This is a genomic window from Bradyrhizobium sp. USDA 3240 (assembly GCF_054063295.1).
This window is the reverse complement of the sequence record NZ_JBSSGD010000002.1, coordinates 6,768,293-6,779,878: the sequence shown is the minus strand read 5'-3', so window position 1 is coordinate 6,779,878 and position 11,586 is coordinate 6,768,293. Positions and strand designations below refer to the sequence as shown.

Annotated in this window: 7 protein-coding genes; 5 read left to right on the top strand and 2 right to left on the bottom strand. The window is 64.6% G+C overall.

Annotation, left to right across the window (positions count from 1 at the left end; translation table 11 throughout):
• Positions 1-10: 10 nt before the first annotated feature.
• Positions 11-499, bottom strand: a complete 489-nt coding sequence (gspG, locus tag ACVIGA_RS32800) for a type II secretion system major pseudopilin GspG (RefSeq protein ID WP_456669248.1) — start codon at positions 497-499, stop codon at positions 11-13.
• 151 nt (positions 500-650) lie between these two features.
• The gene (locus tag ACVIGA_RS32795; RefSeq protein WP_456669247.1) at positions 651-2,591 is read right to left on the bottom strand and encodes a substrate-binding domain-containing protein; all 1,941 of its coding nucleotides are present in this window, start codon (positions 2,589-2,591) and stop codon (positions 651-653) included.
• A 371-nt stretch (positions 2,592-2,962) separates the two neighbouring features.
• On the opposite strand from ACVIGA_RS32795, the gene ACVIGA_RS32790 reads away from it, so the two are divergent.
• The 5 genes from ACVIGA_RS32790 to ACVIGA_RS32770 all read left to right on the top strand — a co-directional run bounded on the left by ACVIGA_RS32790 (position 2,963) and on the right by ACVIGA_RS32770 (position 11,579).
• The gene (locus ACVIGA_RS32790; RefSeq protein WP_456669246.1) at positions 2,963-5,149 is read left to right on the top strand and encodes a tetratricopeptide repeat protein; all 2,187 of its coding nucleotides are present in this window, start codon (positions 2,963-2,965) and stop codon (positions 5,147-5,149) included.
• A gap of 86 nt (positions 5,150-5,235) precedes the next feature.
• Positions 5,236-7,695, top strand: coding sequence for a tetratricopeptide repeat protein (locus tag ACVIGA_RS32785; protein ID WP_456669245.1), 2,460 nt, complete (start codon positions 5,236-5,238; stop codon positions 7,693-7,695).
• A gap of 251 nt (positions 7,696-7,946) precedes the next feature.
• Positions 7,947-8,579, top strand: a complete 633-nt coding sequence (locus tag ACVIGA_RS32780) for an RNA polymerase sigma factor (RefSeq protein WP_456669244.1) — start codon at positions 7,947-7,949, stop codon at positions 8,577-8,579.
• 71 nt (positions 8,580-8,650) lie between these two features.
• Entirely contained in the window at positions 8,651-10,366 is a 1,716-nt protein-coding gene (locus ACVIGA_RS32775; protein ID WP_456669243.1) for a GspE/PulE family protein, read from the top strand.
• 7 nt (positions 10,367-10,373) lie between these two features.
• A complete protein-coding gene (locus tag ACVIGA_RS32770) occupies positions 10,374-11,579 on the top strand; it encodes a type II secretion system F family protein (RefSeq protein WP_456669242.1) in 1,206 nt (401 codons plus the stop codon).
• Positions 11,580-11,586: the final 7 nt, after the last annotated feature.

The following is an 11,586-nucleotide window of genomic DNA, read 5'->3' as shown; positions in this document are numbered from 1 at the left end:
GCAGGCAACATCATTGCTCGTTGCTGGCGGCACTCGTCAGCTTGTCCAACGAGATGTCTCCGGCAGTCCCGCTGCCTCCCTCCTGACCATCGGAGCCGTAAGAGAGGATATCGTAGGCGTCATGTTCGCCGGGCGCCCGATAGAGATAAGGATGGGCCCATGGGTCATTCGGAACCATACCGCCCTTGAGGTAGGGGCCGTTCCAGTTGGCAGCGCCTGACGTCCGCTGCACCAGCGCCGTGAGCCCTTCCGCAGTCGACGGGTAACGGCCGGTATCGAGCTGGAACAGGTCGAGCGCGCTCGCGAAGCTCCGCATCTGGATCTTGGCGGCCTTGACCTTCGATTCACTCAGGTAACTCAGCACGCGTGGGCCGACCAACCCCATGATCAATCCGATGATGGCGATGACGACCAGCATCTCGACAAGCGTGAACCCCCGCTCGCTCTGCCGCGTGCCATCGATATGCCCGGAAGTGAGGATCGCGTTTTGCTTCGACATCGCTGTTCGTCCAATGAACTGCAAAGCGGAGGTCCATCACTGTCGACGCTCCGCGAATAGTTCCGGGCGCCTCGATCGAGGCGCCCGGTCGTGTGCGTGACGCCATCCGGTACGGCGCAATCGGAATTGCGCCGTTCCGCAATGCGTCGACTTACTTGGCGCCGCCGCTGGCGCCGTTGGCAACGTTCAGGCAGCCGTTCGCCTGCGTGGCGGCCGCGGCGGAGATGGCGGTCGTCAGGGTGCCCCAGTACTGCTTCTTGATGTTCTGGGCATAATTGACCGGGACCATGTGGAAGCCCGCGTTCTGGACCACCGCAGAGACATCCGGATCAAAATTGCCATCGCCGGAATCGGCACCGGCGACATACCACGTCAGGAAGCCGACCGTGCTGGCAGAGCCGACGAGGTTGGTCACGCGGTTGGCGTCGGCCTGGACGTTGTAGCAGCTATACAGGTCGAGGAACGTCGTGCCGCTGAGCGGATAGGCGTTCAGCTTGTTCGTGAGCGGCAGCACCGGCAGGCCGGTCACCGTCACGCCGGACTGGGTCACAGTGCCGAACACGTTGGCGTAGATGTTGTAGTCGTTCCAGGTCCAGGTGGTGGCCGGCGTCTTGAGCCTGGTGTCGCTCCACGCGGCGGCGGCGCCGTCCGGCGTCGGTGCAATGAACGCCAGGGTCGTCGATCCCCCGTTGTGCGGGATATAGGTGCCGGCACCGCGCAGCTGCTCGTTCGACAGAGCCGCCGAACGCGGCGCGGCGATGGTCCCAACCTGGGTGGTGTAGGGCTGGGTGAAGTCGGCACTGACGTATCCGATGCGGCCCGCCTTGCTGCTATCGGTGCTGATCGCGGATGCCACGCCGCCGCTTCCGGTTGCGCTGATCCACGCATTGGTCGTGACCGTCGTGGTGACCGACCACGGACCGGCGCCGCGGACGGCATCGATACGGGCGATCAGGTTGGTGAAGGAGGTGCTCGGCAGGGTCGTGGTGTTGAAGATCGACTTGTAGCCGTAGGTGCCGGTCGGCGTGTCGAGCAGCGGGCAGACCGCCTTGAGATAGTTGGTCAGGATGAAGCTCGTGCCGCTGCCATCGCCGCGATACACGATCCTGATCGGCAGCGACGAAGTCGAGTAAGCCTGCGCCGTGCCCGAGCTGTTGGGGTTGGTGTAGTCGAAAGCGGCGAGCTGCTGCGCGCCGGTCTTGTCGAGGTACGGGATGTTGTTGGGGGTCGTATTGTTCCAGTCGGTCACGAGGCCGGTGAAGATCGCGCACATCTGCGCCGTCGAGAGCTGGATGGCGGCGCCCTGGTTGGCCTGGGTGCCGGGCGTAGCGCCGGTGCCGGAGACGGCTGAGTTCACCGTCATCGTGCTGGTGTTGACGCCGATCGCGACGTTGACCTCGAAAGCCGGGATCTGGATCGGATTGCCGTAGACCGTGGTGTTGTAGGCGACCGAGGCCGTCGAGGTGCTGTTCAGCGTGATCTGGGTCAGCGCACCGCCGGTGGTGGTCCAGCCCTGCGTCGGAGTGAAGCTGACGGACGACGTCGTGAGCGCCGCCAGGGTGCTGCCGAGCGGCGAGTCCGACAGGCCGATATCGACACGCGGATAGGGATAGCTGCCGAACTTGGTCGCCGGGCTTCCCGGATTGGCGAGGTCGATCATCGCGGGCTGGTTCGCGGGCAGCGGCGTGGAGATCGAGATGTTGGCCGACGCGTTCGGCGTGACCGTGCCGTTGTACCACTGCTGCGGTTTGTTGGTGATGAAGCCGCGCACGCCGTTGCCGCTGCCGACACCGGCATACATGCCTTGCACCGGCACGCTCACCAGCGTGCAGGTGGTCGGCAATTTGCCCCGGGCCGGGAAGCTGGAGTCAAACGCGAAACCGTCGGGATAGGCGGTGCCGGACCCGACGATGCCGCCCATGTAACAGTCGAAGATCTGCCGGAAGGCTTCCGAGGCGAGCGTGCTGCCGCCCGCGTAGATGCCGGACGTGGCGGTGGAGGCCTGCGCGTTCGCGGGCGTGATGGTCGAGGACGCGAGCAGGGCGAGCACCGAGGCGGTGCCGAGCATGTATCTGGACGATTGCATTTTCATTGCGCTGTTCCTGTGGGGTTGATCACCACCGGCACATCGTCATCGCGTCGTCATGAGAGCGCAAAGTAATCTTCAAACAAGAAGAAGTTTATTTTGCCACCCAATCAAGATTTGTTGGAACAAATCCACGATCAGGAAAGTATCTCTGCCCGCCGACGTCATGTCTCCGCCGCCGATGATTGACTTCACGACTGATAGACAATTCGACGATCAGGTTTGCGCAGGGATTATTTTCGATCAGCATCCGAAAAACATCTTGGCAATACCACATCGGATGCTCTATGGACTCCACCGTCCGGCTGCTCGCCGTATGATCGCAAACTATCGATAGAGCAATCTCTGCGGGCTTTCATTCAAGCGAGGCCTCCCACATGGAAGACAACTCGAGCGGACGTCTTGCGATTCGTGTGGGGCATGGCGGCCATGCAATTTTGGCGCGCCCGCTGGCAAATTATCCATCAACCAACCTGAAGCGGGCGCAAGCGCTGCATCAAGAGGGCGTGGCGCACGCACGACAGGACCGCTGGCGCCAGGCACTGCGCGCATTCAACGAAGCCGCGCGGCTCGCGCCTGACCAGTCCGGCTTCAATTATTGCAAGGGCGTTGCGCTGTGCCGGTTCGATCGTTTCGACGATGCGCGCGAGGCATTCGCTGCGGAACTCAGGGTGACACCGACGCATGCGCCGGCGCTTGCCGAGATCGGCACGTGCCTCGCCCGCACCGGACGCACCCGGGACGGCATTCCCTATCTCCAGGATGGACTGCGTCTGCTGCCGAACATGCCGCTCGCACAATACAGTCTCGGTCTCGCACTGCTGACCGAGAACCGGCGCAGCGAGGCGCTCGCGGCGCTCGACAAGGCGATCGAGCTCGATGCCGGGTATGGCGAAGCCTACCGTACCCGCGGCCTCGCCTATGTGATGGACGGACAGTTCGACAAGGCGGTCGACGATCTCCGCGCCGCCTCCACGATCGACAGCGACAATTACAAGGCGATCATCGAGCTCGGCATGAATTTCGGCATCGCCGCGCGCGACCAGCAGGCGGCGCGGCTGTTCGAGATCGCCGCCGAGAGCGCGCCGACCGTCGCGCTGCCGCAATATCTCTATGGTCACTTCCTGATCAATCATCGCGCGTTCGAGCGTGGGCTGTCTTATGTCGATCGCGCGCTCGCAATCGATCCGCTGCAGGCGGAGCATCATGTCGGCCGCGGCTTCGGATTGCTCGGACAGGGGCGCATCGAAGAGGCCGTCGCGGCCTATCGGCGCGCAGGCGAGCTCGATCCCGGTAGCGCCGGCATCGCCGGAACCCTGCTGTTCGCACTTCAGCACAAACCGGGCGTGACCCGCGCCGAGCTGCTGCGCGAGCACAGGCGATGGGCCGTGCTCTACCGGCCGACTGCACCGCTCAATCGTCTTGCGTTCGCCAACGCGCCGGATCCGGCGCGCAAGCCGCGGCTTGGCCTGGTGTCGGCCGACCTGCATCGCCATGCGGTGTCGTTCCTCGTCCTGCGCGCCTTCGAAGCGCTCGCCGCACTCGGCTACGAGATCTTCTGCTACAAGACCGACAGCAAGCGGCAGGACGACGACTTCAGCGAACGGTACAAGGAGATTTCGCTCTCCTGGCGCGACGTATCCGGGATGGACGACCCGGCGCTGGGACGGCAGATTGCCGAGGACCGTATCGACGTCCTGTTCGATCTCGCCGGCCACACCGCCGGTAACCGCCTCTCGCTGTTCGCAATGCGCGCGGCGCCGATTCAGCTCAGCTGGGCCGGCTATGTCGGCACGGTCGGGCTCGATACCTATGACGGCCTGATCGCCGATCCGGTGGAGATTCCGCCGGAACATGACGCGAGCTACGTCGAGCGTCCGATCCGTATGCCCGACTGCTACGTCTGCTATCACCCGCCGGCGAAAGCCCCCGAGGTGCCGCCGCTGCCAAGCCTCGGCGGCGGTCGCTTCACTTTCGGCTGCTTCAATCGCCCGGCCAAGCTCAACAGCGAGCTCGGCAAGGCCTGGGCGCGCATCCTTGCGCAAGTGCCGGACTCGCGCATCCTGATGGTTTATGGCGGCCTCGGCGAGACCAGCACGCGCGACGCGGTCTACAACGTGCTCGGCCAGGGCGGCGTTTCGCGCGAGCGGATCGAGCTGGTCGGTGAAACCGAACAGGACAAGCTGCTGGTGGCCTATGGCGAGGTCGATGTCGCGCTCGATCCGTTCCCCTATTCTGCTGGCGTCACGACGCTCGAAGCGATGTGGATGGGCGTTCCGACCGTGACTTTCGTCGGCGACACCTTCGCTGGCCGTCACTCGGCGGCCCACCTCACCGCAGCGGGGCTGGGCGACTTTTGCGCGCACAGCATCGACGACTACGTCGCGATGGCAGTCGGCTGGACGCACCGGCGCGATGAACTCGCCGAGTTGCGCCGCACCCTGCGCGACCGCGTAGCCGCCTCGCCGCTCTGCGACGCGCCCCGTTTCGCCGACAACCTCTCGCGCGAATTGATGAAGCTCTGGGCGGAGTGGTGCGAGGCCCGCACGAACGCTGCGGCCTAATCGCGATCGCAGAAGAAGCGGACAAGGGTGCGGGTCCGCCGCGGTATCGCGAAGGACACACAGGTCGACAGTCAAAGGGTGCGTCGATGTCGAAGGCCGGGTTAAGCGAAGCGCAGACGATGCGTGCGGGGCTGGCGATGCTCAATCAGGCGTCGTCCGAGCGGCGCGCGGAATTCATCCAGACGGTGATGAACCGCGCCATCGCGCTGTTTCGTGACGGCCAGTTTGACAGCGCCGATCTGCTGCTCGAGACCATGGAGCAGGAACCCGAGGTGCGGTCACACGTCCTGCATGTCCGCGGCGTGATCGCGCTGCAGCGGGACGAGGACGAGCGCGCGCTAGAGCTGATCGAGGAAGCGGTCAGGCTCAATCCCGCCGACGGTGAAGCGCACGGCAATCTCGGTGTTCTGCTGCTGAAGGGCCGCCAGTACCCGCAGGCGCTGGCCGCCTACACTGCAGCGCTGACGCTGCGGCCGGACAATGCGGCGGCACAGCTCGGCCTCGCCCGCGCGCTGGCGATGCTCGAGCTGAGCGATTTCGCCGACGAAATATTCCGCGACCTGATCGCGAGCTCGCCCGATTACATCGATGCGATCGTCGATTTCGGATGGCTGCTCAGCGACACCAACCGGCACGACGCAGGCATCGCGTTGCTGCACAACGCGCTGGAACGATATCCCACCCGTACAGAGCTGCGCACCGTGCTTGCCGTCTGCTTGTTCGGCGTCGGCAACTGGTCGGCGGCCTGGGCGGAGTATGAAGGGCGGCTGTCGGATACGCGCGTCAACAGGCATTTGATCTCGACCGACCGGCCACGTTGGCAGGGTGAAGATCTTGCCGGCAGGACCATCCTGCTGCAATCCGAGCAAGGCTTTGGCGACACCCTTCAGTTCGTGCGCTACGCGCCGATGGTGAAAGCGCGGGGCGGCCGCGTGATCCTGCGGACGCCGCAGGTCTTGCTGTCCCTGATGCAAACCGTCGCCGGCATTGATGCTGTCGTCAGCGACGCGACCGCGGCGCCGGCATTCGACGTCCACCTGCCGCTGCTGTCCTTGCCGCTGATCTTCGATACCCAGGTCGACACGGTTCCAGCGGCAACTCCGTATGTCACTTCCGATCCGGATCTGGTCGCGCGATGGCGCGAGCGTCTCGGCGGCAACTCCGACGACGGCTTGTCCGTCGGCCTGGTGTGGCAAGGCAATCCCGGCCACCTCAATGATCAGCGCCGCTCGATCCGGCTCGATTTGCTGCGCCCCCTGCTCGATTGCCCGGGCGCGCGATTTGTCAGCCTGCAGATCGGTCGCGGACGTGAGCAGCTCGCCGACTTCGACGATCGCATCCTCGATACCGGTGCGCAGATCGACACGGCATCCTTCGCCGACGCGGCCGCGATCATCGGCAATCTCGACCTCGTCATCTCGATCGACAGTGCTATCGCGCATCTGGCCGGTGCGATGGGCAAGCCGGTCTGGATCCTGCTCGCCAATGGCAGCGATTGGCGTTGGCTCCGGGATCGCAACGATACACCGTGGTATCCACAAGCCCGGCTATTCCGGCAAACAAGACCGGGCGATTGGGCCGAAGTGATCGGACGGCTCAACTCCGCGCTCAGATCCCTCGCCGGGGCTGGGTCTGAGTTGCCGGCGGAGGCGATCACGGACCCGATCATGAGTTCCGCGCTCAAGATGACGGTGGCCCACGACGAGGGCGATGCGCTGGTCTGTGATGCCCTGTTCGTCGAGGCGTGCCGCCAGCATCGTGCTGGTAAACTGGATCGCGCGGCGAAACTGTTCGAGCATGTCCGTTCCCTCGACCACGGACACGTCAACACACTGTGCAATCTCGGTGCGATCGAGCTCCGCCTCGGCCATCATGAGCGCGCGTACACGCTGTTGCAGACTGCGGTGACGGTCGCGCCGGACCTGGCGCCGGCGCGTATCGCGCTCGCCGATGTACTGATCGCGACGCACAGGACGGAGCAAGCGGTTGCTCAGTACCGCAAAGCGATCGAGCTCGCACCGACGAGCGTCGACGCTCACGCGGCATACGCGAATGCGCTGCGGAAGCTTGGCCGCAATGAGCATGCGAGCGGCATGCATGCCGATATAGTGAGGCGCCAACTTCATCAACATTACCGCAAGGCGCTGGAACTCGCCCCCGCCAGCGACACACTGCACGCGCAATATGCACTGGCATTGTGCGAGCTTGGCGATCTCGACAACGCTATGCTGCATTTTTTGGCAGCGACGAAGATCAATCAGCAGCAATCTTCGGAATTCTACGAAGCGCTTGGGCGCGCATGCGCCGCACGCGGCAATTCGCAGGGCGCCGAAGTCAGCCTGAAACATGCAGTCGCGCTCGATCCACGCCGCGTCACCGCTCATTGTGCACTTGCCGACGTGTATCTCACGCTCGATCGCCCCGATGAAGCATCGGCAAGTTTCCGCGAGGCGCTGGCGATTGATGCCGGAAGTGCGGCGGCCCTGCACGGAATTGAACGGTCGCTGACGACGCAGCGGAACACAGTCATCAGCGGAGTGTCGTGACATGCGTTTCGTTGCCGGTGATCGCGATCCTGCTCACGTCGCAGCCGACGTCTGCAATAGACCTTGCGGATACGCGACCATTGCCGTGACGTGCGCGGACACAGATCAATTCTGCATCATCGACTGTGGCACTGCATGTCGCGACGTGAGCACTCGTTGTGGTTTCATTTCCATGTCACCAACCACAGATAGAAGTGTCGCGACCGACTTGAAATGTGACGATTGCCGCGGTTGGGGATGGGGCCCCTGCAATGAGCGACACCAATCGAACGGCGTTGCTCGCGCTCCTCGTCACAAGCTACGACGATCTCAAACAACGTTTGACGCGCCGGACCGGGTCGGCCGATCTCGCCGACGAGGCCTTGCAGGATACGTTTCTGCGCTTGAGCAAGGCCGACGGCATCGGACCGGTTCGCGATTTGCCGGCGTATCTGTTCCGCGTGGCGATGAGCGCCATCAGCAACCGGCGCGTTGCCGAACGACGCCGTCGCACGGTGCCGCAAGCGGATGCGCTGTTCGATCTGCCGGACGATACTCCCGGCCCGGACCGCATCATCGAGGCGCGATCCGAGATCGGTGCGCTGCGGCGCGCCATCCAGGAGTTACCGACCCGTCGCCGGGAGATCTTCATGGCGATATGTGTTGAAGAAGTACCGTTGCAAGACGTGGCAAAACGGTTCGGCATCAGCGTGCGCACGGTCCAGGTCGAGATCAAGCAGGCGCTGGTGCATTGCGCAGTGTGCATCGATCGGAACGCGCACATGCCACGGGCTGCGTTTCGGCGCCGAATTCCATTCACCGAGCGGGAGCGCGCGGCGCTGCATCCAGCCGGCGATGGCGATACGGTGCTCGACCGGCGATTGCCGTTGGGCGGCAGCGGGTGACGCGCAATGGCACGACAACCCGAACGGCATAATCGACCAGCTGTGCAGGCCGGTTCAATCGGAGTTGCGCGATGCTAGCGCATGAAAGCGATGCGCCTGCGACACCGGCGGCGGCGCCGATCGACTTCATGACATATCTCGCCGCCAAGGGCGCGTTGCGCGATAGCCAGAAGGATGAAGGGGCCGCTCGGCCGCGTCATGCCGACGGATCGGCCGGCCATGTCGACTGGAGCGCCGTCACCAAGCTGACACCATCGGCGCTGGCCGATGAACTGGCCAACTTTTACCGATGCGACCGGGTTCGTCGCGACGATCTGGTCGACGGACGCTTTGCCGGCGGCGAGATGTCGACCCGTTTCCTCAAGGAGGAGCGCCTGTTTCCCTACGAGGGCGCGACCGGGACGCTGCGTCTCGCACTGGCCTCCCCGATTGACGATGAAACGTTGCGCGCGGTCGAACTGATGCTGCGCCAGCCAGTCGCACTTGCGGCGGCGACCGCCGACGATCTGGAAGCCGCATTATCGCTAAGGCTCGAGCCCGATCAAACAAGCGACGCCGCGCAGCCCGGGACCGCCGGCGGCGAGGACGATCTCGACAATCTGCGCGATCTCGCGCGCGGTGCGCCGGTGGTGCGAGCGCTTGATGATTTGCTCCGCCTGGCCGTCGAGCAGCGCGCGACCGATCTGCACATCGAGCCGGCCGGCAATACATTGCAAGTTCGCCTGCGCGTCGACGGCATGCTGAAGAACGTGCCGGCACCGCCGATGGCGATGGCCAAGGGCATCCTGTCACGCCTCAAGATCATGGCCGGCCTGAACATCACCGAGCGCCGGCTGGCGCAGGACGGGCGCGCCCACATCCAGGTCGGCGGCAACGAGATCGACCTGCGGGTCGCCACCATGCCGACGATGCACGGCGAGTGCGCCGTCATTCGGCTGTTGCGCAAGGGAGCTGGCCTGGTCTCGCTCGACCAGATCGGGCTCAGCGCGCATCACGAAGCGGTTCTGCGCAAGGCGTTGCTTGCACCCTACGGAATGGTCATCGTCACCGGCCCAACCGGGTCCGGCAAGACGACAACGCTCGCGGCATCACTGGCCGTGATCAACGAGCCCATCCGCAAGATCCTGACCATCGAGGACCCCGTCGAGTATCAGATACCCGGCATCACCCAGACCCAGGTGCATCCAGGCATCGGGCTCACCTTCGCATCCGCGCTGCGTTCCTTCATGCGGCTCGACCCCGACGTCATCATGGTTGGCGAGATGCGCGATTCCGAGACGGCCCATATCGGCGTCCACGCCGCGCTGACCGGCCATCTGGTGCTGACGACGCTGCACACCAACACCGCCGCGGGCGCCGTCACGCGCCTGATCGACATGGGAATCGAGAGCTTCCTCTTGGCATCGTGCGCGCGGGTGATCGTGGCGCAGCGGCTGGTCAGAATCCTGTGCGACCATTGCAAGGAACGTTACACCCTGTCGGCGGCGGATATCGCGGCAGACGAACGTTATGCGGCGCTCGGCATCGAGGCAGGCGAAGTGGTCTGCCGGCCCAGGGGCTGCGATTGGTGCAGCAACACGGGCTTCCGCGGACGCAAGGGCGTGTTCGAGATCATGGAGATCGGCGCGACGCTGCGACGGTCGATCGGCCCGAAAACCGACGCCTCCAATCTCGAAGCCGTGGCCCGGCGCGCCGGCATGACGTCGATGACGGAGGACGGTGTCGCAAAATTGCGCGCCGGCCAGACCACGCTCGACGAAATCTTCCGACTGACCATGAGCCTGTAGGACGGTCATGCCGCACTACCGTTATCGCGCATTGACCAAGGCCGGCGAGATCATTCTCGGCGACGTCGACGCGCCTTCGCGCGAGGAGGTGCTGCGGCGAATCGAGTATCTCGGTCATCTGCCGGTCGAGGCCGAGATCGCAGGCCGCAGCGCGCTGCGCGCCAGCGTCTCGAGCGGGAGCCTGCCCCGGCAACGCGAGCTGACCACCTTCCTGCGCCTACTGGCGTTGTTGCTTCGCTCCGGACTGACGCTGGAAGCTGCGCTCCAGACGCTGGAGGAAGACACCAACAAGGCGGTGGCCCGCTTTGCCGGCGGTCTGCGCTCCGCGGTCTCCGGCGGCGACGGCTTCGCCGAGGCACTGGAGCGTTACAACCAGATCATCGAGCCGATCTACATCGCGATGGTGCGTGCCGGCGAAGCGTCCGGCAAGCTGGAGGTGGTGCTGCGGGCGATCGTCGAGGACCGGACCCGGCGCGAGCAGTTGTCGCAACGGATCACGTCGGCGGTCCGCTATCCGATGTTCCTGGTCGGGTCGGCGCTCGTCATCCTGTTTTTCTTCCTGCTCTATGTCGTGCCGCAATTCGAGTCGGTATTCACGGAGCTGCGCGGACGCCTCAATTCCGGCGCGGCCTTTGCGCTCACGCTGTCCACCTGGCTGCGCGCCCATCTCGACACGTTCCTTGGCGGCTGTGGCGCGGTGCTGGTGCTGGGTTGGCTGATCCTGCGCCAGCCGGCCGCGCGCGCATCGCTGATGGCGGTGCTCGCGACCATTCCCGGCATCTCCGGCCCGATGCACGATCGCCGGACCGCCCGCTTCATCGGTACGCTGGGGCTGCTGGTGGAGAACGGGGTCGCCTTGCCGACCGCGCTGAAGATCCTGCGCGATATCATGACCGAGCCCCGTTACGCTGCGGCAGTCGAAAAGGTGCACGAGCAGGTGCGCAACGGGCGCCGTTTCATCGAGGCGTTGTCCGAGAGCGACCTGGTACCGCCGCTTGCGGTCCGCATGCTCCGGGTCGGTGACGAGACCGGAGACCTGTCGGCCATCGCCCAGCACGCCGCCGATCTCTATGAGCAGCGGCTCGCGATCGGCCTCGACCGGCTGATGGGTGCGATCGGACCGATCACCATCATCGCGGTCAGCATCGGTATCGGAACGCTGGTGGTGTCGATCATGAGTGCGCTGCTCAGCATCACCGAGCTTGCGATGTAGGGATGGT

Bases quoted from the DNA above. Each gene is read 5' to 3' on its own strand.
- ACVIGA_RS32785 (WP_456669245.1), top strand. From the start codon at position 5,236: ATGTCGAAGGCCGGGTTAAGCGAAGCGCAGACGATGCGTGCGGGGCTG.
- ACVIGA_RS32770 (WP_456669242.1), top strand. From the start codon at position 10,374: ATGCCGCACTACCGTTATCGCGCATTGACCAAGGCCGGCGAGATCATT.
- ACVIGA_RS32775 (WP_456669243.1), top strand. From the start codon at position 8,651: ATGCTAGCGCATGAAAGCGATGCGCCTGCGACACCGGCGGCGGCGCCG.
- gspG (WP_456669248.1), bottom strand. From the start codon at position 499: ATGTCGAAGCAAAACGCGATCCTCACTTCCGGGCATATCGATGGCACG.
- ACVIGA_RS32790 (WP_456669246.1), top strand. From the start codon at position 2,963: ATGGAAGACAACTCGAGCGGACGTCTTGCGATTCGTGTGGGGCATGGC.
- ACVIGA_RS32795 (WP_456669247.1), bottom strand. From the start codon at position 2,591: ATGAAAATGCAATCGTCCAGATACATGCTCGGCACCGCCTCGGTGCTC.
- ACVIGA_RS32780 (WP_456669244.1), top strand. From the start codon at position 7,947: ATGAGCGACACCAATCGAACGGCGTTGCTCGCGCTCCTCGTCACAAGC.